22 protein-coding genes are annotated in these 21,220 nt (G+C 67.2%); 11 read left to right on the forward strand and 11 right to left on the reverse strand.

Annotated features, from left to right (window positions below; all coding sequences use genetic code 11):
• Nucleotides 1–402 (reverse strand): hypothetical protein, encoded by a 402-nt coding sequence (locus tag AC1RSI_RS07200; protein ID WP_035308171.1) that lies wholly within the window; start codon nt 400–402, stop codon nt 1–3.
• A gap of 366 nt (nt 403–768) precedes the next feature.
• Between AC1RSI_RS07200 and AC1RSI_RS07205 the strand changes: the two genes are divergently transcribed.
• Nucleotides 769–1,548 carry a pseudouridine synthase gene (locus AC1RSI_RS07205; RefSeq protein ID WP_035308156.1) on the forward strand — a complete coding sequence of 260 codons (780 nt, stop codon included), beginning with the start codon at nt 769–771 and terminating at the stop codon, nt 1,546–1,548.
• On the opposite strand, the gene AC1RSI_RS07210 is transcribed toward AC1RSI_RS07205, so the two are convergent.
• The 3 genes from AC1RSI_RS07210 to crcB are packed head-to-tail and all read right to left on the reverse strand — an operon-like array spanning nt 1,532 to nt 3,725.
• Nucleotides 1,532–2,311 carry an ATP12 family chaperone protein gene (locus AC1RSI_RS07210; RefSeq protein ID WP_035308158.1) on the reverse strand — a complete coding sequence of 260 codons (780 nt, stop codon included), beginning with the start codon at nt 2,309–2,311 and terminating at the stop codon, nt 1,532–1,534. The two genes, AC1RSI_RS07205 and AC1RSI_RS07210, sit on opposite strands and share 17 nt — an antisense overlap.
• Complete coding sequence (locus tag AC1RSI_RS07215; protein WP_154726448.1) at nt 2,308–3,333, reverse strand: RluA family pseudouridine synthase; 1,026 nt, start codon at nt 3,331–3,333, stop codon at nt 2,308–2,310. Before AC1RSI_RS07215 ends, AC1RSI_RS07210 begins: the two co-directional genes overlap by 4 nt.
• On the reverse strand, nt 3,330–3,725 hold the full coding sequence (crcB, locus tag AC1RSI_RS07220; RefSeq protein WP_008263747.1) for a fluoride efflux transporter CrcB: 396 nt from the start codon (nt 3,723–3,725) through the stop codon (nt 3,330–3,332). Before crcB ends, AC1RSI_RS07215 begins: the two co-directional genes overlap by 4 nt.
• A gap of 144 nt (nt 3,726–3,869) precedes the next feature.
• On the opposite strand from crcB, the gene AC1RSI_RS07225 reads away from it, so the two are divergent.
• A complete protein-coding gene (locus AC1RSI_RS07225) occupies nt 3,870–5,066 on the forward strand; it encodes a hypothetical protein (protein WP_291755714.1) in 1,197 nt (398 codons plus the stop codon).
• Here the strand turns inward: AC1RSI_RS07225 and AC1RSI_RS07230 are convergent, their stop codons facing one another.
• The 3 genes from AC1RSI_RS07230 to AC1RSI_RS07240 all read right to left on the reverse strand — a co-directional run bounded on the left by AC1RSI_RS07230 (nt 5,067) and on the right by AC1RSI_RS07240 (nt 7,691).
• The gene (locus tag AC1RSI_RS07230; protein ID WP_040349454.1) at nt 5,067–5,555 is read right to left on the reverse strand and encodes a CC0125/CC1285 family lipoprotein; all 489 of its coding nucleotides are present in this window, start codon (nt 5,553–5,555) and stop codon (nt 5,067–5,069) included.
• A 65-nt stretch (nt 5,556–5,620) separates the two neighbouring features.
• On the reverse strand, nt 5,621–6,346 hold the full coding sequence (locus tag AC1RSI_RS07235; protein WP_154726446.1) for an RluA family pseudouridine synthase: 726 nt from the start codon (nt 6,344–6,346) through the stop codon (nt 5,621–5,623).
• A gap of 16 nt (nt 6,347–6,362) precedes the next feature.
• Nucleotides 6,363–7,691 (reverse strand): replication-associated recombination protein A, encoded by a 1,329-nt coding sequence (locus tag AC1RSI_RS07240; RefSeq protein WP_154726445.1) that lies wholly within the window; start codon nt 7,689–7,691, stop codon nt 6,363–6,365.
• A gap of 70 nt (nt 7,692–7,761) precedes the next feature.
• On the opposite strand from AC1RSI_RS07240, the gene AC1RSI_RS07245 reads away from it, so the two are divergent.
• Entirely contained in the window at nt 7,762–8,310 is a 549-nt protein-coding gene (locus AC1RSI_RS07245) for a VOC family protein (protein ID WP_230307667.1), read from the forward strand.
• Nucleotides 8,311–8,322: 12 nt separating this feature from the next.
• Here the strand turns inward: AC1RSI_RS07245 and AC1RSI_RS07250 are convergent, their stop codons facing one another.
• From AC1RSI_RS07250 to AC1RSI_RS07265, 4 genes are all read right to left on the reverse strand, one after another.
• A complete protein-coding gene (locus tag AC1RSI_RS07250) occupies nt 8,323–9,060 on the reverse strand; it encodes a hypothetical protein (RefSeq protein WP_492793334.1) in 738 nt (245 codons plus the stop codon).
• Nucleotides 9,061–9,147: 87 nt separating this feature from the next.
• Nucleotides 9,148–10,551 (reverse strand): Do family serine endopeptidase, encoded by a 1,404-nt coding sequence (locus tag AC1RSI_RS07255; protein ID WP_035308170.1) that lies wholly within the window; start codon nt 10,549–10,551, stop codon nt 9,148–9,150.
• 755 nt (nt 10,552–11,306) lie between these two features.
• A complete protein-coding gene (locus AC1RSI_RS07260) occupies nt 11,307–12,206 on the reverse strand; it encodes an enoyl-CoA hydratase-related protein (RefSeq protein ID WP_040350026.1) in 900 nt (299 codons plus the stop codon).
• Between the two features lie 51 nt (nt 12,207–12,257).
• The gene (locus tag AC1RSI_RS07265; RefSeq protein WP_154727077.1) at nt 12,258–13,850 is read right to left on the reverse strand and encodes a carboxyl transferase domain-containing protein; all 1,593 of its coding nucleotides are present in this window, start codon (nt 13,848–13,850) and stop codon (nt 12,258–12,260) included.
• A 375-nt stretch (nt 13,851–14,225) separates the two neighbouring features.
• Between AC1RSI_RS07265 and rpsF the strand changes: the two genes are divergently transcribed.
• The 8 genes from rpsF to AC1RSI_RS07305 all read left to right on the forward strand — a co-directional run bounded on the left by rpsF (nt 14,226) and on the right by AC1RSI_RS07305 (nt 21,189).
• On the forward strand, nt 14,226–14,612 hold the full coding sequence (gene rpsF, locus AC1RSI_RS07270; RefSeq protein WP_040349448.1) for a 30S ribosomal protein S6: 387 nt from the start codon (nt 14,226–14,228) through the stop codon (nt 14,610–14,612).
• 12 nt (nt 14,613–14,624) lie between these two features.
• Nucleotides 14,625–14,903, forward strand: a complete 279-nt coding sequence (gene rpsR / locus AC1RSI_RS07275; RefSeq protein ID WP_008259463.1) for a 30S ribosomal protein S18 — start codon at nt 14,625–14,627, stop codon at nt 14,901–14,903.
• 1 nt (nt 14,904) lies between these two features.
• Entirely contained in the window at nt 14,905–15,489 is a 585-nt protein-coding gene (gene rplI / locus AC1RSI_RS07280; RefSeq protein WP_008261897.1) for a 50S ribosomal protein L9, read from the forward strand.
• Between the two features lie 335 nt (nt 15,490–15,824).
• Entirely contained in the window at nt 15,825–18,293 is a 2,469-nt protein-coding gene (locus tag AC1RSI_RS07285) for a TonB-dependent receptor plug domain-containing protein (RefSeq protein ID WP_154726156.1), read from the forward strand.
• A 162-nt stretch (nt 18,294–18,455) separates the two neighbouring features.
• The gene (locus AC1RSI_RS07290; RefSeq protein WP_035307429.1) at nt 18,456–18,821 is read left to right on the forward strand and encodes a hypothetical protein; all 366 of its coding nucleotides are present in this window, start codon (nt 18,456–18,458) and stop codon (nt 18,819–18,821) included.
• An 80-nt stretch (nt 18,822–18,901) separates the two neighbouring features.
• Complete coding sequence (locus tag AC1RSI_RS07295) at nt 18,902–19,291, forward strand: hypothetical protein (protein WP_154726155.1); 390 nt, start codon at nt 18,902–18,904, stop codon at nt 19,289–19,291.
• Between the two features lie 110 nt (nt 19,292–19,401).
• Complete coding sequence (locus AC1RSI_RS07300; RefSeq protein ID WP_035307425.1) at nt 19,402–20,892, forward strand: replicative DNA helicase; 1,491 nt, start codon at nt 19,402–19,404, stop codon at nt 20,890–20,892.
• Nucleotides 20,893–20,937: 45 nt separating this feature from the next.
• Nucleotides 20,938–21,189: a hypothetical protein gene (locus tag AC1RSI_RS07305; protein ID WP_154726154.1), complete on the forward strand. Its 252-nt coding sequence runs from the start codon at nt 20,938–20,940 to the stop codon at nt 21,187–21,189.
• Nucleotides 21,190–21,220: the final 31 nt, after the last annotated feature.

Here is a 21,220-nt window from a genome sequence, read left to right on the forward strand (position 1 = left end):
TCAGAGCGCGCCGATGGCGGCCGACAGCTGGGCGCGCTCGTTCAGCAAGGTCGTCTTGCCGTCCTTGAACAGGGCGCCCTGGGCCTCGACCGTCACGCCGAAGCTTTCAGCCGCAACGGCGACGCCGTCGGCGAAGGCGATGACCAGCAGATCATGGGCGCGCGCTAGGTCGATCAGCGATCGCACGGCGGCCAGGCCGGCCTCGTCCTGCGACCCGCCGGGCACGACCAGGCCTTTCAGACGGCCCTCGACGATGTCGGTCGCCGTCGCCGTCGCCAGAACGGTCACGCCGCCGGTGATCAGGCTGGCGTCGCCGGTCGAGATGGGCGCCAGGCCCACGCCTTCAGCCCGCAGCGCCCCTTCGACGTCGCCCAGTTCGCCGAATTCCATGTCACGTCGCATCACCAGTCCCATGCGCAGCCGGGTCGGAACGGGACGGTTGTAACCAGTGCGACGGGGTCCGGCGGAAGATTTGCTTTGAGCGTACAAGACGTCTCCTTCTAGGGTTTCAATAAACATCGAGATTCTGCGACAAAGGCCGCCGAACCATCGACACGAAGAACCAGAAAAACGAAAATCGACGGGTCCGACCATGGTCGTCCCGCACTCTGGATCGTTTGTGGAATGCCGCCTGATATAGTGAAAAATCCGGCAGGATCAACCTTGGACACCCCCGCATGTGCGCAGAGTGATCCTGACGGCCTTGACCCGCTTGCTCGCATCGGCGCCCGGCCCTAGACAGCGGCATTGATCGAGCGACGGAATCCGATGGCCTTCACCCGCACCTATGACGGCGACGAGCCCGTCCGCGTAAACAAATGGCTGGGCCAGACTGGCGTCTGTTCGCGCCGCGAAGCCGAGAGCCTGATCGCCGAAGGCCTGGTCTCCATCGACGGCGAGACCATCAGCGACGCGGGCCGCAAGATCGAGCCGGGCCAGACGCTGACGCTGAACGACACGGCCCAGCAAGCCCTGGCCTCGGGCATGACCCTGGTTCTGCACAAGCCGGTCGGCTACGTTTCGGGCCAGCCGGATCCGGGCAAGATTCCCGCCGTGCGCCTGCTGAAGACCCCCAACCGCATCGGCGAGGGCGAGACACCGGCGCGCGACGCCTCATTGCCCCCGATAGGCCGGCTGGACGAAGACTCCCGCGGCCTGCTGCTGCTGTCGTCGGACGGCGTCGTGGCCAAGGCGGTGATCGGGCCGGCGTCCGAACTGGACAAGGAATATCTGGTCGTCGTCGACGGCGTGATCACCGAAGCCAAGCTCAGCCGCCTGCGCCACGGCCTCGTGCTGAACGACAAGCCGCTCAAGCCCGCCCGCGTCACCCAAATCGAGCCCCAGCGCCTGCGCTTCGTCCTGACGGAGGGCAAGTATCGCCAGATCCGCCGCATGTGCGAACTGGTCGGGCTGGAAGTCGTGGACCTGTACCGTATTCGCATCGGCCCGCTGGAGTTGGGCGACCTGCCCGAGGGCCGCTGGCGTCACCTGACCGATCAGGAGCGCGCCGCGCTCATCGCCGCCTCGACGGCTAGTCCAACGTCCTGAACCACCGGTCCAGCAGTTCCGCCTCGGCGCGACGCGCCCCGGTGCGTTCCGCGGCTTCCGCGTCCACGCCCCACTGCTCCTCCTGAAACAGTTCGTCGATACGCGACAGTTCAAACGCCGCGACGCCTGCCAGCGCGCCCTGCTCGACGGCCAAGGCCAGCACCGCCGACCCGAGCAGCGGCACGGCGGTCGCAAGGCCTGTCAGGCGGAAATCGTCCATCGCCATCGCGTGCGCCTTCACCCGCGCGATGGCGTCGGGCGACTGGGGCCGATGCACGATGCCCGCGACTGGCTCCAGAGCCAGCCCCATCTCGCGCGCCGCCCAATCACGCCACGGCTCCCATTCACGGCGCTGGCGCTCGACCAGCGGCGTCGGATGTTCGGCTAGGTAGCAGACCACGTCCGACCCGGCGTAGGCGGCGATCTCTTCCGCCACCGGCTCACGCGCCTGGCCGATGCGGTCGATGGCGGTTGAGGCCAGTCGGGTCGCGGGCATGGTCGACGGCTGGACGATCTCACCCTGCGCCGCCCATTCCCCGGCGACAAGTCGGGCGGCGGCCTCGGTCGGCAGCACCAACGGCGCCTTGGCCGGCGTCTTGGGCGTCCGTCCGTCCAGCAGTACGGCCCAGCCGCCCCCCTCAGACGAATGGGCTGCATGCGGCCCGACCGAGACGGCCGTCCAGAAGCGACGCACCGTCTCCTGCGTTTCGCGGAACCCCTTGCGGGCGGCGACCATGGGATCGAGCGGGGGGATATGGCTCATCGAATTCTCTTCACGCCCAGGAAGGGATCGTCCTCAGCCTCGTCCTCGGAGAAGCCGAAGTGGGCGAAGCCGGCTTTCATTTCGGGGCTCAGAGGCGCCGTGACCTTCAGCAGGCCGCCGCGCGGGTGGTCCAGTTCGATGCTGCGGGCGTGGAGCTGCAGCTTCAGCGGGCCGGACAACTCCCTGGATTTCTCATCCCCGTATTTGGGATCGCCCAGGATCGGGTGGCCGATCCCGGCCATATGGGCGCGCAGCTGGTGGGTCCGGCCGGTGAAGGGCCGCAGGGCCATCCATGAGGCGCGGTGCGAGGCGCGGGAGATCGTGCTGAAGGCCGTCTCGGCCGGCTCGGCCTTGGGGTCCTTGCGCTCGGCCGGGCGCATCATCTCGAAGTCGTTGATGCCGGTCTTCTTCAACGGCATGTCGATCTGGCCCGAATAGGGTTTCGGATTGCCGATGACGATGGCCCAGTAGGTCTTCTTGGCCTGACGACGGGCGAAGGCGCCGGCCAGACGCTTGGCCGCCTCAGGCCCCTTGCCCAGCAACAGGACGCCCGAGGTGTCGCGGTCCAGGCGGTGGACCAGGCGCGGACGATCCATCCCCTCGCCCCAGGCCGACAGCAGACGGTCGACGTGGCGGCTGGTCTTGGTGCCGCCCTGAACCGCCAGGCCGTGCGGCTTGTTGATGGCGATCACCATGTCGTCCTCATAAAGGACCAGCGACTTGGCGAAGGCGATGTCGCGTTCCGACAGGGTGTGCAGATCCCCGGCCTGACGCGAGGTGTCGTCCGGGATCGGCGGCACGCGCACGGCGGCGCCGGCGGTCAGGCGGCCTTCCGGCTTGATGCGGGCGCCGTCCACGCGGATCTGGCCGCTGCGGGCCATCTTCTGCACCTGGATGTTCGACAGATGCGGCCAACGCCTGCGGAACCAGCGGTCCAGGCGGATGCCGTCCTCGTCCTCGGCGACGTAGATGGTCAGGACTTCGCGCTTGGGCGCGTCCTCGATGGGCGGCTGGTCGGTCAAATGGCGGCTCCGAAGGCGCGGCGGGCGACCACCATGCCGATAAACAGGGCGACGACGGCCAGGACCACCGAACCGACGATATAGGCCGCAGCCAGTCCGTAGTCGCGACGTTCCAGCATCAGCGCCGCCTCAAGCGAATAGGTCGAGAAGGTGGTGAACCCGCCCAGCACGCCGACGGCGGCGAACAGGCGGATCGTCTCCTGGTGCGCGTCGCCCCTGAAGGCCAGCCAGCCGACCAGCAGCCCCATGGCCAGACCGCCCAGCACATTGGCCGTAAAGGTCGCCAGCGGCCAGCCGGCGCCGGGCGTCAGCCGGGACATCAGGAGGACGAGGCCATAGCGCGCCATCGAACCGAGCGCGCCCCCGGCGGCGACGAGAAGAAACCGTGTCATGATCCGGCGCTATATACGCCGCCTTGGCCGAAAGCGAAGCATCCTGCGCGTTCGTGGCCGTCTGACTGAAACTTCACTTGCCCTGCGACAGGGTTAACGGCGATATCCGAGGCGAACCGTCAGCGGGTTGGGGGAAGCCACGTCATGTCGCAGGAAGACAGCCAGAGCCCGGTGATCGCGCCGACCATGACGTCGCCGCCGCCCTCCCCGGAACCCGAACCGCAGTCGGTCGAACAGCCGCACGATCTGGTCCCCGCCGATGCGCCCGAGACGGCGCGCGCCGCGCCGCCGAACCCGACGCCTACCGACACCCCGGCCGTGTCCGACGAAGGCGTGCTGCGCCCCATTCAGGAGAGCGACTATTTCACCCTGGACGACGCCTCGATCGCCAAGATATCGGGGAATATCGACCTCTACTTCAACCAGCCGCTCGATATCTTTCCCTTCTGGGAGAACGAGAAGAAGCCGGACCGTTTCCACGTCCTGTTCGCGCGCCAGATCGAAGAATGGTTCCCGGCGGACCGCGACATCCGCGGTCGGGTTCACGCCTATGGCCGACGCATCTTCCGCGCCCTGTGCGTCCATGTCGGCGTCAAGCGGCTGACCCAGGCCCTGGCCCTGATCGCCTTCGCCGTCCTGGCCGAGATGGGACCGACCCTGTTCGCCGAATGGGCCGGCGGGCAACCGGCCGGTCTGGGCCTGGGCCTCCTGGCCATGCTCGTCACGGGCGGGATCTTCTTCGGCGTCTCGACCATTCTGTTCATCCAGTACCGGTTCCGGCTGGAGAACGATTCCTACGAGCTGTCGCGCGAGATCGTGCAGCGGACGCGGGAACTGCAGAATCTGTTCACCAACGCCCGCGCCCTGTCGGACCAGGCAGAGACCACCTACCAGATGGACGGCAAGGCCTGGGGCCAGCGCGCCCTCTATCTGACCCGGCTGGTCATGTGGATCGGGGCGCGGATGGAGTATCTGGAGAAGTTCATCCAGATGGAGCTGTGGCGCGTGCGGCGGGAACGCTACTGGATGCGCTGGTTCGGGCGGATCACCACGCCAGCCGTGCTGGTGATCTGGCTGATCGTCTTCATATTCTTCCCCGCCCCGGCGGCCAACGAGATCGGCTTCCGCATCCTTCAGATCATCGCCGTCCTGCTGGCATGCGGCGTGACCTGGCTATCCTATTTCCGCTGGCAGACGCCCGCCCAGGCGATCCAGGACAAGCTGGGGGCCGAGGGCTGGGTCCGCTACGCGTCGCTGGACGTGGACAACACCGTCGGCGACCAGGTGCGGCGCGACAAGGAACGGCTGGTCGAATACCGCGCCCTGACGCGAGGGCGCTGATCAGCGCGGGATGGAGGCCTGGACCGATCGGGCGTCATAGGCGTTCGGACGGTCGGGCTTTGGGCCCCGCCCCATGATGATCTCCAGCGAGGTCGAGGTCGGGCTGGGGCCGCTGAAGTTCAGGCCCAACCCCACGCCGACGCCCGAGGCCGAATAGCCGCCGTATCGGCTGGATCCGCCGCCGATGGAGACGCTGGGCCGCACGCCGCCCGCGCCGCCGGGACGGCCGTCGGTCCAGCTTTGAGTCACTTCAAACCAGTCATAGCCCTGGTCCGTGGTCAGATCGGCGGCCCGCACCAGCGCATAGTCGGCGACAGCGCCCGGCGCCCCGACACCGTTGTAGGTGACACGGTAACGGTTGGATTCGATCCTCTGCTCCGAATAGCCCTGCCCGCCCGGCGCGCGCTGGGCGCCGTAGGGGGCCAGGCTGGCGCAGGCGGCCAGGGCGAGGGTCGAGGCGGCGAGGCTGAGAATGGCGAGGCGCTTCATGGCGTTGTCTCCCTTTGACGGAGATAGCGTTGCTTGAGCCGTAGCGTTCCGTCTAGAGGCCCAGACTAGAGGCCAAGCGCCGAACGCAAACGCGCGAAATCGGCCGGCGGCGGCGCCTCGACCGTGGTGGTCCCGCCTTCGGGATGAGGAAAGCTCAGCTTGGCGGCGTGCAGCATCAGGCGGGGCGCCGGGCCGACCTCTGTCGTCAGCGCCCCGCCATAGCGGACGTCGCCGATCAGCGGACGGCCCAGATGGGCCATGTGAACCCGCAGCTGGTGCATCCGCCCCGTCAGCGGCTCCAGCTCGACCACCGCCCCCTGGTCGTTGGCGGCCAGGGTCCGATATCGGCTCTGCGAACCCTGGGCGCCGGGCGCGTCGAAGGCGACGACCCGCATATAGGACTCGCGCCCGATCTCCTCGCGCCGCAGCGGGGCGTCGATGGTCCCGGACGCCGGCTCCGGCGCGGCGGACAGCAGGGCCAGATACTGTTTGCGGAACCGCCGCATCTGCAGCGCCTTGCCCAGGAACCCCGCCGCCGGCTTGGTCTTGGCCGCCAGAATGACGCCCGAGGTGTCGCGGTCCAGCCGATGCACCAGTTCCGGCCGCTTGCCGTTCGACCGGGCGAAGGCCCACAACAGATCGTCGAGCGTATGCGCCTGGATCCGCCCGCCCTGGCTGGACAGGCCGGACGGTTTCGAGAAGGCGATGACATGGGCGTCCTCATGGATCACCCACGACCGGACGGCGGCGATCTCATCCTCGGACAGGGCGACGGGCTGGCGGGTTGTCATCGGGGGCTTCTAGAGGTCAGTCCCCCGCCCCGTCCACCGCCGCATCTTTCGCCAGCCGCGCCCGCATCTCGGCCCAGCGCTCCAGCCGCGCCTTGACCTTCTCCTCATGCCCCTCGCCCTTGGGCTTGTAGAAGGTGCGGCGTTCCATCTCGTCGGGGAAGAAGTTCGCGCCGGAAAAGCCCTCGGGCGTGTCCGGGTCGTACTGGTAGCCCTTGCCGTAGCCCAGAGACTTCATCAGCTTGGTCGGAGCGTTGCGGATATGGGCGGGAGGCGTCAGCGATCCCGTCTCATAGGCCGCTTTCCTGGCTGCCTTAAAAGCCTCGTACACCCCGACCGACTTGGGCGCGGTGGCCAGGTGGACCACGGCCTGGGCCAGGGCCAGTTCGCCCTCGGGGCTGCCCAGGAAGTCATAGGTGTCCTTGGCCGCATTGGCGACCAGGATCGACAGGGGGTCCGCCTCGCCGATGTCCTCGACCGCCATCCGCACGATCCGCCGCGCCAGATACAGCGGGTCCTCGCCCCCGTTCAGCATCCGCGCCAGCCAGTACAGGGCCGCGTCCGGGTCCGACCCGCGCACCGATTTATGCAGGGCGGAGATCAGGTTGTAATGCTCTTCCCGGCTCTTGTCATAGGCGGGCGCGCGGCGCTGCAGCACACCGGCCAGCCCTTGTACGTCCAGGGTTTCGCCGGCGGGCAGGTCGAACAGCACCTCCGACATGGTCAGCAGATAGCGTCCGTCGCCGTCGGCGAGGGCCAGCATGGCCTGGCGCGCTTCCGGCGACAGCGGCAGGCCTCTTTCCATATGGGCCTCAGCGCGGCTCAACAGTTGATCCAGCGCCGCATCGTCCAGCCGCTTCAGCACATAGACCTGGGACCGCGACAGCAGCGCCCCGTTCAGCTCGAAACTGGGGTTCTCGGTCGTGGCCCCGACCAGGGTGACGACCCCGGCCTCGACGAAGGGCAGGAAGCCGTCCTGCTGGGCGCGGTTGAAGCGGTGGATCTCGTCGACGAACAGCAGGGTGCTCTGCCCCGCCGCCCGCCGCATCCGCGCCGCCTCGAACGCCTTCTTCAGGTCGGCGACTCCGGAAAAGACGGCGCTGATCGACTGGTATTCATAGCCCGCCGCCTGGGCCAGCAGCCGGGCGATGGTGGTCTTGCCGGTGCCGGGCGGCCCCCACAGGATCATCGAGCCCAGACGCCCCGCCTCGATCATCCGGCGGATCGGCCCGCCCGGCCCCAGCAGATGATCCTGCCCCACCACCTCGTCCAGCGTGCGCGGGCGCAGACGGTCGGCCAGGGGCGCGTCGGGGGGCAATATGCCGGAGGCTTCGAACAGGTCGGTCATTGCGACCTATGTAGTCGTGCCTAAAGCGGTTTTCACCCGTTAGTATGGGTCAGCGCTACAGAGATCGATCATGACCGACGCCCATCCGAACCAAGGCCCGACCGCAGGACTGACCCCGCACCTGACGATTCCGTCGCGCGGGGCCTCGGCGGCCGTGGACTTCTACATCATCGCCTTCGGGGCCGAGGTGCTGGATCGACGCTTAGCCGACGACGGCGAACGGCTGATCCACGCCCATCTGAAGATCAACGGCGCCAGCCTGATGCTGAACGACGAGTTCCCGGAATACACCGGCATTCAGGACGTGCTACCCCTTCGGCCACACCTGGTTGATCGGCGGACCGAAGAGGGGCTGAGAGGAGGTCAAACGTCCTTTTCAGAAGACCCCAACGCCCGTCTCTTCTTGGCTGCAACCTTCTCCGTCTTTGTCATGAGGGAATCCATCAGAGTGAGAGGGCGTATGATTTGGCCCCGTCTGGTGAACCAGGAGGCAAGTTTCCAGGCGGCGACTAGGAAGACCGCAAGGCCGACCGCCGCAATGAAAAACTCGAAGGCGGTTGGTTCGCTCATGGCTGCGACAACAGACGGCTTGGCTCAGCCTCGACTTCAAGAACGTTGAGCTCAAGCGTCATCAGTTGCAACCTACGGTGTTGGAGCGGGCGATATTCTGACGCCGGAGGGCACGCCGACGGGATTCGCTGAGCCATTCGCCGCGCCGGTCGGTCCGGTATTCGACCACCGTATTCGGCAGGCAGGATTTCGCCATCGTCTCCTCGACCAGCCAGGCCTTGGTGCGCGCATCGGCATTCGCCAGTTCGCCGTCCAGACGTTGGACGCTCAAGGAGTTGGCTTCTCGGTACATGAGCCAACCGGGATTGATTCCGTTACGCGCAACGAAGGCTCGCTGACGTTCCGCGATCGGTTGGAGATCGACCCCGGCAGCGGCCATTCCGCCGTCCGGAACCAACTGTCGCGAGATCAGGCTGGGATCAATACCGCCGTGGATCACGATCACCGCGCCCGGCTCAACGATCAGCCGACCCGCCAGAGGGAGGAAATAGTTGGCGCAGGAGGAGTTGCACTCCTCCTTGACCGTCATGGTCAGACGCCGCCCCTCAAACCCCTCGGCGATCCGCATCGCCTGATCCGCCGAGCCGCCACGACTGGTCAGAATCAGTTCGGTTGTCGTAGGGGCGAAACGGCTTTCGACGCAGGCGGTCATGGCCGCATCGATGGGCCCGGACAGAACAAACGTCTCCGGCGTGGCCTGATGGCACAGATCGTCACGGTAGGCGGCCTCGGCGCCTCCAAAGCTCAAAAGCGAGAGAGCCAGTCCCATCGCGCAGGTCAGACCAACCCCGTGGTTCACGCCGCTCCCTTCCCCTGAATTCGCCACGACCTCAGCGAGCAGGTCGCCAATCCAAGGTAATCGCCGGACAGCGCAGAGCAAGCCTTCTTAGCGCAACACGCCCCGAATCTGGCGCCCGCCGCGATTGACCACGATTTCCCACGGGCCGCGACCGGCGCCGGCGGCTTCGACGTCGCGCGCCGAAGCTATCGCGCGGCCGTTGATGCTGACGATCAGGTCGTTCTGGCGGAAGCCGGCGCGGGCGGCGTAGCCCCGGCCCGACACGCCGGTGACGATGACGCCCGTGGCGAACGGGTCGCCGCCCAGGCGGTCGGCCAGGGCCGGGTTCAGGGCCACGACCTGGGCCCCGGCGAAGGGGCCGGACTGGATCACGACGCCCTGGCGGGGGTCGGCGTCGCCGGGCAGGGTCTGGACCCGCGCGGTCAGGGTCTGGGGCCGGCCGTCGCGCAGGATGGCGACCTGGACCTGATCGTTCGGATTGCGTGAGCCGATGCGGTAGTTCAGCCCGTTCTGGTCGTTGATCTCCTGACCGTCCACGGCGGTGATCACATCGCCCTGGCGCAGACCGGCGCGGGCGGCGGGACCGTTGGCGTAGACGTCGGTGACGACCAGTCCCTGCGGCCGGCTGAGGCCCAGGCTGCCGGCGATGTCGCCGGTGACGGTGTCGCCCTTCACGCCCAGCCAGGGACGAACCACGGCCTTGGCGCCGCCCAGGGCCGAATCGACCACGCGCTTGACCATGGCGGCGGGCACGGCGAAGCCGACCCCGGCGGACGAGCCCGAGCGGGAGAAGATGGCGGTGTTGATGCCGATCAGGTCGCCGTCCATGTCCACCAGGGCCCCGCCCGAATTGCCGGGGTTGATGGCCGCGTCGGTCTGGATGAAGGAGCCGCTGTCGGAAATGCCGGTCTCGGTCCGGTTCAGGGCCGAGATGATGCCGTTGGTCACCGTCTGGCCCACGCCGAACGGATTGCCGATGGCCAGGACCAGATCGCCGACCTGCTGTTCCTCCTGATCGTCGATGGCCAGGACCGGCAGCCGGTCGCTGACGTTCTCCAGCCGCAGCACGGCGATGTCGCTGCGCTCGTCGGCCAGGATGACGGTGGCGGGAAACTCGCGCCGGTCGTTCAGCACGACCTTGATCTGCTGGGCGCCGTCGATGACGTGGTTGTTGGTGACGACGATCCCGTCCGAGCGGACGATCACGCCCGACCCGACCGATTCCGCCACCCGCGCCTGGGGAATGCCGCCGCCGAAGAACTGGAAGAAGGGATCGGCCTGGACCCGCTGGACGCTGCGGGCCGAGATATTGACCACGGCCGGGGCGGCGGATCGCACCACCGGCGCGAAGCTGGACTTCATCCCCGCCGCATCGCTGGGCGCGGTGCGCGTCGGCTGGGCGAACTCGCCCTCCTGCGCCTTGGAATTGGTGGGGTTGCCGCAGGCCGACAGGGCCAGGGCGGCGACGAGCACGATCGATCGGGTCTGCATAATCATCCGAGGAGAACAGGCTTCAAGCCACACCATACCGCACCGTGTTTCGGGCCGGATCAAGGCGTCGGCGCGACATCAACGGACAAGCTTTCAGCCCGTTCCCGCAGCGTCGTGCAGACGAACGGAGGCGCTCCGTCCCTTCGGCGGAGTTGGAGGCCCTTTGGAAGCGGAGGGCTGGGCGGGGCGCCGGGCCTTCGCCCGGAGTTTGATCTAGAAATACCGTTTCGACGAAGGTTTGACGCCCCGCGCGGTTGGTTGGCCTGCAAGCTCGGGGCGCCGAGCGGTGGCGGTCTTATCGCCTAACCCCATAAGCCTGCGACGGGTCGGCAGGGTCTGCGAAACCCCGTCCCGAGTGCGATCGAGTATCCCCCTCGACCCTCCGGCGACGTCCTGAGACGCCGTCGGCGCGGAGGAGTTGCACCCCCGCTCCCGTTCCATCCGCTCCCGCCGCCGCAAGGTCGCAGGCCAAGCGAGCCCTCCAAGCGACGAGACCGGGCGTGATTATAGGGGGTGGGGAAGCCCAGGCGGGGAAGTCGGGGCGAGAATCTGACAAGCGGTTGGAATCGCTGGGGTGAGACCAGCGTCATTGTGACAGTTGGCGCCGTTCGGGCCCCCTCCGTCACGGCGCTCTGCGCCGCGCCACCTCCCCCAAGGGGGGAGGATTTCGGTGCTCGCATTCCTCCCCCCTTGGGGGAGGCGGATCGCCGGCGAAGCCGGCGAGACGGAGGGGGCCTGTGAGGCTTGCCCTGCCCCTAAACCGCCCAGTCGGGTTTGCGCTTGTCCAGGAAGGCGCGGACGCCTTCCTGGCCCTCGGGGGAGACGCGGGCGCGGGCGATGCGTTTGGCGGTGTCGTCCAAGAGGCCGCTGTCGATCTTGTGGCCGGCGATGTCGTTGACCAGGCGTTTGGCCTCGCCCATGGCGCCGGGGGCGTTGCCGCTGAGACTGTCGGTCAGCATGGCGACGAACTCATCCACCGAACCCTCGGGCAGGACCAGGTCGATCAGGCCGGCGTGGGCGGCGTAGTCGGCGTCGAAACTGTTGCCGGTCAGGAACAGCTGGCGCGCGCGCCGCGCGCCGATGGCCTCGATGACATAGGGGGCGATGGTCGCGGGGATCAGGCCCAGCTTGACCTCGGAAAAGGCGAAACGCGCGCCCTCGACCGCCACGGCCATGTCGCAGGCGGCGACGATGCCGGCCCCGCCGCCCATGGCGGCGCCCTCGACCAGGGCGACGGTCAGGGCGGGGACGTCGTGCAGGGCCTTCAGCATCCGGGCCAGACCCAGGGCGTCGTCGCGATTGTCGGCCTCGGACCAGTCGGCGGCGTCGCGCATCCAGTTCAGGTCAGCCCCGGCGCTGAAGGTCCCGCCCGCGCCGCGGATGAAGACCAGGCGGACGTGGTCGGCGCCGTGCAGGGTCTCGAAGGCCTCGTGCAGGGCGGCGATGGTGGCGGCGTCGAAGGCGTTCTTCTTCTCGGGCCGGTCCAGGGTGATGAAGACCACCCCGTCGCTGGTGGCGTCGATCCGCACCAGGTCGTCATTGGCGTCCGGCGCGGCGTCGGCCAGCAGCGGATGGGCGATGCGGTTGATCTCGGCTTCCTCGGCGTCGGTGACGTCCAGGGCGTTGAGGTCGGCGTCGGTGGGTTGATCGGCCATGGTCATCTCCAAACTGAGGGTCCGCGTTGCAACGGGGGGCGGAAGAATAGGTTACATCCGGAACAGGCCGAACGTGGTCTCCGGGATCGGGGCGTTCAGGCTGGCGGAAATGGCCAGGCCCAGGACGTCTCGGGTCTGGGCCGGGTCGATGACGCCGTCGTCCCACAGGCGGGCGGTGGCGTAATAGGGATTGCCTTCGTCCTCGTATTTCTGGCGGATCGGGGCCTTGAAGGCCTCGGCGTCTTCCGCGCTCCAGGTCTCGGCGTCGCGGTGGACGGTGGCCAGGACGCTGGCCGCCTGTTCGCCGCCCATGACGCCGATCCGGCTGTTGGGCCAGGTGAAGAGGAAGCGCGGAGAATAGGCGCGGCCGCACATGCCGTAGTTTCCGGCCCCGAAACTGCCGCCGATCAGGACAGTGAATTTAGGCACCTCAGCCGAAGCGACGGCGGTGACCAGCTTGGCGCCGTCCTTGGCGATGCCGCCGGCCTCATATTTGCCGCCGACCATGAAGCCCGAGATGTTCTGCAGGAACAGCAGCGGAATCTTGCGCTTGCAGGCCAGTTCGATGAAGTGGGCGCCCTTCTGGGCGCTTTCGGAGAAGATGACGCCGTTGTTGGCCAGGATGGCGACCGGATAGCCCCAGATGCGGGCGAAACCGCAGACCAGGGTCGAGCCGTACAGGGTCTTGAACTCGTCGAACTCGGAGCCGTCGACCAGGCGGGCGATGACCTCGCGCACGTCATAGGGGGCCCGGACGTCGTCGGGGATCAGGCCGTACAGCTCTTCGGCGGCGAAGGCCGGGGCGCGAGGTTCGCGCACGTCCATGTCCACGGACTTGGTCGTGTTCAGATTGGCGACGATGGAGCGGACGATCTCCAGCGCGTGTTCGTCATTCTCGGCCACATGGTCGACCACGCCCGAACGACGGCCATGGGTCTCGGCCCCGCCCAGTTCCTCGGCCGAAATGACCTCGCCGGTGGCGGCCTTCACCAGGGGCGGGCCGGCCAGGAAGATGGCGCCCTGGTTCCGCACGATGATCGTCTCGTCCGACATGGCCGGCACATAGGCGCCGCCGGCGGTGGACAGGCCCATGACACAGGCGATCTGGGCGACGCCCTTGGCGCTCATCCGGGCCTGGTTGAAGAAGATGCGGCCGAAATGGTCGCGGTCGGGGAAGACCTCGGCCTGGTGCGGCAGGTTGGCCCCGCCGGAATCGACCAGATAGACGCAGGGCAGGCGGTTCTGCTCGGCGATCTCCTGGGCGCGCAGATGCTTCTTCACCGTCATGGGGAAGTAGGCGCCGCCCTTCACCGTCGGGTCGTTGGCGACGATCATCACCTCGCGGCCCGAGACGCGGCCGATTCCGGTGATCAGGCCGGCGCCGGGGGCCTCGCCGTCGTACATGGCGTGGGCGGCCAGCTGGCCGATCTCCAGGAAGGGCGAGCCGGGATCCAGCAGACGCTCGACCCGGTCGCGGGGCAGCAGCTTGCCTCGAGCCACATGCCGTTCGCGCGACTTGTCGGACCCGCCGCGCGCGGCGTGGGCCACATGGTCGCGCAGTTCGGCGACCAGGGCGCTGTTGTGCGCGTGCAGGGACTTGTATTTGGGGCTTTGCGGATCGACCGCGGACGTCAACTTCGGCATGGGGTTGGTTTAGGCGGGGTCGCGGGACGTCACAAGGAATTCTCCCTCCCCTTCATGGGGAGGGACGATCGCGCAGCGACGGGGCGGGGGCGGCCCGGCAGGGGCGCACTGCCGGAATCGGGACAGATCTGTGATGGGTCGCCCCGCCCTCCCCACCCGGTCTCGCCTGCGGCTCGACCACCCTCCCCCGAGGGGGAGGGAGAAATGTTGCGCATCGCCCCCTTTTCCCCTATAGGCCCCGCCTTTCCAGGGCTTCGGTCCTGTCGTGGAACACCAAAGGGTTGGACGTTCGGTCCGGCCGCCGCGCCAGGAGCCATCGTGGGGATCGACTTACCCGGTCGTTTCCACGCCGACGCCCACAAGGGAGACTACCGCATGGCTCTTTACGAGCACACGGTCATGACGCGCCAGGATATCTCGGCGCAGCAGGCCGAAGCGCTGAACGACACCATCAAGGACCTGATCGTGCAAGGTGGCGGTTCCGTCGCCAAGATCGAGTACTGGGGTCTGCGCAACCTGACGTACCGCGTGAAGAAGAACCGCAAGGCTCACTATTCGCTGCTGGCCGTCGACGCCCCTCCGGCCGCCATGGCCGAAGTCGAGCGTCAGCTGGGCATCAACGAAGACGTGCTGCGCTGGCTGACCGTCCGCGTCGAGGAACTCGACCTGGAACTGTCGCCGCTGCTGGCCCGCCGCGAGCGTGAACGCGAGCGTGAGCGCGAGCGCACCCCGCGCGACGACGCCGCCGCTGACGCCGAATAAGGAAACCGGAACATGACCGACACCACCGCCCCGACCCCGGGCGCCCCGGCCGGCTCCGGCGCCGCCGGCCGCCGCCCCTTCTATCGCCGCCGCAAGGTCTGCCCGTTCTCGGGCGCCAATGCGCCGAAGATCGACTACAAGGACGTGAAGCTGCTGCAGCGTTACGTCTCCGAACGCGGCAAGATCGTGCCTTCGCGCATCACCGCCGTCTCCCAGAAGAAGCAACGCGAACTGGCCAAGGCCATCAAGCGCGCCCGCTATCTGGCCCTCCTGCCGTATGTGGTGAAGTAAGATGAAGGTCGTTCTGCTGGAACGCGTCGAGAATCTCGGCGCCATCGGCGACGTCGTGTCCGTCAAGGACGGCTTCGCCCGTAACTTCCTTCTGCCGCGCGACAAGGCCCGTCGGGCCACCGCCGCCAACCTGAAGGCGTTCGAACTCGACCGCGTCGCCATCGAGCAACGCAACGAGAAGAACAAGGCCGATGCACAGAAGGTCGCCGACAAGATCGACGGCCAGACCTACATCATGATCCGTCAGGCCGGTGAAACCGGTCACCTGTACGGTTCGGTCGCCGGCCGCGACGTCGCCGAGGCCATCCAGGCCGAAGGCGGCAAGGTCGAGCGTTCGCAAATCGTCCTGAACACGGCGATCAAGAACCTGGGCGTCCACGAAGTGCCGGTTCGCCTGCACGCCGAGGTCCGCGCATCGGTCAAGATCAACATCGCCCGTTCGATGGATGAAGCCGAGCGTCAAGCCAAGGGCGAGGACGTGATCCGCAGCCAGTTCGACGATGAGCGCCAGGCCGCCGAGCAATCGGCCCAGGAACTGATCGAAGGCGGCGCCGGTCAACAGGAAGGCTTCGGCGACGAAGCCTGATCCCGCCGGCCTTTCGAGGCCGGATCGCCGGAAACATCAGGGGCGCGTTCCGCAAGGAACGCGCCCTTTTTGCTGCGTGGGCCCTCGGCAGGAGGCCGGGCGCGCCTTCACGCAATCCATGACAAGTTTGCAACAGCCACGAAGGTTTGGGGCGGCGATGAGAGTTTGCGCAAACTCCTTTCTTGACCGATGTAAATACCGGTGAACACTCTCAACTAAGGCTGAGCTTTGTCGACGACGCGACCATTTTATTGCGTCTCCCATCCCGGCCCGGGTGTCGAAATCGTGGCCGGTCGTCGCCCCTCCCAACAGGCCGCTGTCGTTTGGGGATAGTCATGAAGCTGAATTCCGGTCGTTCCGTCTTGTTGGCCTTTGTCTCCACCAGCGCGCTGATGTCCGCGCCGCTCGCCTTCGCCCAGGAGGCGACACCGGCGGAGGACGCCGCCGACATCGGCGAGATCGTGGTGACAGGCACCCGCGCCATAGGTCGAACCCGGCTGGACACGATCGCTCCCGTGGACGTGATCACCGGCGAGACCCTGACCCGCAGCGGGACGGGTACGGAGACCGCCGCCGCCCTGGCCGCCGCCGCTCCGTCGATCAACTTCCCCCGCCCCGCCATCTCGGACGGTTCCGACCACGTCCGCCCGGCGACCCTGCGCGGTCTGGCCCCTGACCAGACCCTGGTGCTGATCAACGGACAGCGGGGCCACGTCGGCGCCTTGGTCAATGTGAACGGCGCCCTGGGACGCGGATCCACGGCCTTCGATCTGAACACCATTCCCTCGGTCGCCCTGGGATCCGTCGAGGTGCTGCGCGACGGCGCCTCGGCCCAGTACGGCTCCGACGCCATCGCCGGGGTGATCAACCTGCGTCTGCGCCAGGCCCGCGACGGCGGCGGACTGACGCTGAACCATGGGCGTTACGACACCGAATACGACACCGCGCGCGGATCGCACGAGGCCACGGACGGCGAACAGACGTCCCTGTCCGGCTGGATCGGCCTGCCCTTGGGCGAGGACGGGTTCGTCACCGTGTCGGGCGAACTGCAGAAACGCGATCCGACCAACCGTTCGGACTACGCCGCGCCGTCGGCCGTGGTCGGCAATACGTCGACGAACACGGTCCTGGGCCGGTTCGGCGATCCGGCGGTGGAATCCCAGTCGCTGTGGTTCAACGCCGGCAAGCCGATCAACGCCGACTGGGAGACCTATGCCTTCGGCGGCATCCAACACAAGGAAAGCGAATCCGGCGCGACCGCCCGCGCCTACAACAACGCCAACAATGTCCTGGCCATCTATCCCAACGGCTTCCTGCCGCTGATCAACACCCAGATCGTCGACTACAACCTGTACGGCGGGGTCAAGGGCGAGGCGGCCGGGATCGATTGGGACGTCTCGGTCGGCTACGGGCGAAATGTGCTGGACTATCGCGTCACCAACTCGCTGAACGCTTCGTATGGCGCGGCGTCGCAGCAGGAGTTCGAGGCCGGAGGGCTGAAGTACGACCAACTGACGCTGGGCGTCGATGGCGTCAGGCCGCTGGAGTTCGGGCTGATCGAACCGGTCAATCTGGCCTTCGGGGTCGAATACCGGACCGAGCGTTTCGAGGTCTATGCCGGTGAGCCCGCCTCCTACAATCGCGGACCCAGCGCCGGCGGCGGCGGAGCCCAGGGCTTCCCCGGTTTCTCGCCGGCCAATGCGGCGGACGAGGACCGCAACAACTGGAGCGCCTATGTCGATCTGGAAGGCAAGCTGACCCAGGGGCTGACGGTCGGCGTGGCCGGCCGTTACGAAGACTATTCCGATTTCGGCGACCAGTTCACCGGCAAGGTCTCGGCGCGCTACGACTTCTCGCCGGCCTTCGCCCTGCGCGGCGCGGTCTCCACCGGCTTCCACGCCCCGGCCCTGCAGCAGCAGTATTTCAGCTATACCGCCACCAATCTGGTGACCCAGTTGATCGGCGGCCTGCCCGTGACCAGCCTGATCCAGGCCGGCACCTTCCGCGTGGACGACCCCGTAGCCCTGGCCCTCGGCTCCAAGCCGCTCGAGCCCGAGACCTCGGTCAACTATTCGGTGGGGGCGGTGTTCCGGTCCGGCGGATTCGAACTGACCATCGACGCCTATCAGATCGAGCTTGAAGACCGGATCATCTATTCCGAGAGCCTGGGGACGACGCGCCCCAGCCAGTCGGCAGCGACCACCACGGCGGTCCAGACCCTGCTGGCGCCCTTCGGCGTCAGCGCCGCCCGCTTCTTCCTGAACGGCGTCGACACGACGACCAAGGGAATCGACGTGGTCGGTCGGTATCGCCTGCCGACAGACACGCTCGGCCGGTTCGATTTCACCCTGGCCGGAAACTACAACGAGACGACGGTGGACAAGACGCCGGAGACGCCCTCCATCGGCATTCCGACGTCGGATTTCTTCCTGTTCGACCGGTCCAACATCCTGGCGTTCGAGAAGGGCACGCCCAAGACCAAGGTGGTCGGCGGGATCGACTGGAGCCTGGGCGGTTTCGGCGTGTCGGCCAAGGCGACCTATTACGCCAGCGTCCTGGTCGCCAACAACGCCGCCAGCCTGGACTACGAGACCGGCGACAAGACCCTGATCGATCTGGAAGGCCGCTATCAGTTCCCATACGGGGTCGGTCTTGCGGTGGGGGTGAACAACCTGTTCGACGAGTATCCGGAATATACGCCGGCGGCCCTGAACGGGGCGACCGGGTCGGTGGGCTTCCCCAGCTATTCGCCGTTCGGCTTCAACGGTCGGTTCCTGTACGCGCGGCTCAGCTACAGCTTCTGATCCAATCTGGAGCAACGAAAGAGGCGCTCGCCGGAGCGCTCCTTTTTCGTGATGAGAATGCCGAGCGGAAACATTACCGAAGCTTCAGAACCACACGAGATTCGCGCCGCCGTTGCGCCACATATCGCCGCTCAATCTGGCCCTCTTGTTCGGAGGGGATCAATGAAGACCAGGATCATCGCGGGGGCCTTGGCCCTGTCGCTCGTGGCCGGGACGGCGCGCGCCATGACGGTGCAGGAGTTTCTGACGACGGCGAACGGCATTCCCCGCAACCCCACCGCCCTGTTGCGGCCCGACACCCGGCGGCTGATGGGCGAGTTTCGCGGGGCAGTGCAGACGGTGCGCGCGGAACAGACGGCGGCCACAGCGGCCGGTCGCCGCTCGGCCACCTGTATGCCGGACAAGGTAGGCCTGTCAGCCGACGCCATTCTGGCCCGGTTCAACGCCATCCCCGCCGAGCGGCGCGGCATCAGCACGACCCAGGCCGTGCGTGAGTGGATGGCCGAGAAATATCCCTGCCCCGCATGACCCAAGGCAGGACGGTGCGAACGTCCGCGCCTCGATCCGCGATCATATTCATCGGAGGCGCGCTGCTGATAGTGGGCGGCTTGACCGGGCTCGGGCTGATTCTGGGGCCGGATGAGGTCGACGCCGTGCAGACGCCGGAGGGACTTCATCCCGCCGCCCTGTTCGCACTGGGCCTGGCCCTGATGACCGCCGAGGCTGCGCTGTTCACCCTCGTTCCGATAGAACTGTCGCAACGGTTCCTGAAACGCGCCTGGCCGGGCGTCGCAGCGGGTTTCGCCGTCTATGTCATCGGAATCCATTGGAATAACGGCTGGCTGGGATTGGCGGTCTCAAGCTGGATATGGGGCGTCGTGACCGGCGCCTATCTGCTGGAGCGCCCCGTATCGCGCGGTCGAGCGGCCTGTCAGGCGATCGGGCTGAAATGGACGTTCTGGATCTTCGCCATGGCAGTCTTGACCGCCGGCGCCTGATCGCCCCGACTGAGGAATTCCCGTTCGCCCACAGGGTGGACGATCTGTCCACGGTCGAAGCGACGTCCACGACTGACGCAGGCGCGTGTCAGGGCTAGAGCGTTAAGACAATGAACGCGTTCGCCCCCATGCCCTTCTCGTCCTCGCCGATGGACTCCAGCGGCGTCAGCTCGATGCCCCACAATCTGGAGGCGGAACAGGCGCTGCTGGGCGCGCTGATGTTCGACAACGGCGTGTTCGAACGCCTGAGCGACCGGCTGCGCGGCCAGCATTTCTACGAGCCCTTCCACCAGCGGCTGTTCGAGGCGATCGAGGATCATATCCGCCAGGGGATGCTGGCCGAGCCGACCATCCTGATGGAGCGGTTCAAGCAGGACCCCGCCTTCCAGGAGTTCGGCGGCCTGCGCTATTTCGCCGATCTGGTGGACCGGGCCCCGCCGGCGGCCAATGCGCCGGACTATGCGCGGGTGGTCTATGACACGGCCCTGCGGCGCGACCTGATCCGTATCGGCGGCGAGATCATCAAGGAGGCGCCCAATCCCGAGACGCCCGCCGACGAACAGATCGAACAGGCGGAACAGACCCTGTATTCGCTCGCCGAGACCGGCAAGCCGTCGTCCGGTTTCGTCAGCTTTTCCCACGCCCTGTCCGGCGCCGTTCAGATGGCGGCAGAAGCCTATCAGCGCGAAGGCAAGCTGGCGGGTCTGGCGACGGGCCTGAACGACCTGGACCGGAAGCTGGGCGGGCTGCACCCCTCCGACCTTCTGATCCTCGCCGGCCGTCCGTCGATGGGCAAGACCGCGCTCGCCACCAACATGGCCTTCAATGTGGCCCGCGCCTATCAGTGGGAGCCGACGCCGGAGGGCCGCAAGACGGTCAACGGCGGGGTGGTGGCCTTCTACTCGCTGGAAATGAGCGCCGAACAGCTGGCCATGCGGATCCTGGCCGACGCCTCGGGCGTGTCCTCCGACAAGCTGCGCAAGGGCGAGATCGACGCCACCGACTTCGGCAAGCTGCGCGACGCAGCGGTCGAGATCGGCGAGAGCCCCCTGTACATCGACGCCACCGGCGGTTTGTCCATGTCCAAGCTGGCGGCCCGGGCGCGGCGGCTGAAGCGGATGGAGCACGGGCTGGACCTGATCATCGTCGACTATCTGCAACTGGTCACGACCGGCGACAGCGGCGGGCAGAAGAACCGGGTGCAGGAGGTGTCCGAGATCACCGGCGGCCTGAAGGCCCTGGCCAAGGAGCTGTCGGTGCCGATCATCGCCCTGTCGCAGTTGTCGCGTCAGGTGGAGCAGCGCGAGGACAAGCGGCCGCAGTTGTCCGACCTGCGCGAATCCGGCTCGATCGAGCAGGACGCCGACTGCGTGATGTTCGTCTATCGCGAAAGCTACTACCTGGGCCGGGCCGAGCCGCGCGAAGGCACCGAGGAACACCTGCAATGGCAGCAGGACATGGACCGGCTGCAAGGCCAGGCCGAGGTCGTCATCGGCAAGCAACGCCACGGCCCCATCGGCATCGTCAAACTGGCCTTCGACGCCGAGACGGTGCGGTTCGGCAACCTGGCGCACGGCTATGAGGAAGTCAGCTACGAATAGACGGCGGCGGTTGACCTCGGCCGCGAACAGGCCCCTTGGGTGCGGATGGCCAGCGAAACCGTCTATATTCTTCAGACCTATGTTCAGGGGCGCGGCAAGGGGCTGAAGGCCGAGCCGCAGGTGGGCTGCAAGGACGCCGAGGAGGCGCGGCGCAAGGCCGAGCGGCTGGCGCCCCTGCGGCTGGGCGTTGTGGCCTTTTCGGTCTCGGCGGACACCGAGATGGGCGACTACGACGAACAGCCGACCATCATCTTCAAGTCCGGGCGACTGCCGCCGCCGTTCAGCGACGAGGATTGATCGGGTCAGGCCTTCCATCGTCGGGAAGTTG

It is taken from the genome of Brevundimonas sp. GW821-FHT10E09 (genome assembly GCF_058809375.1).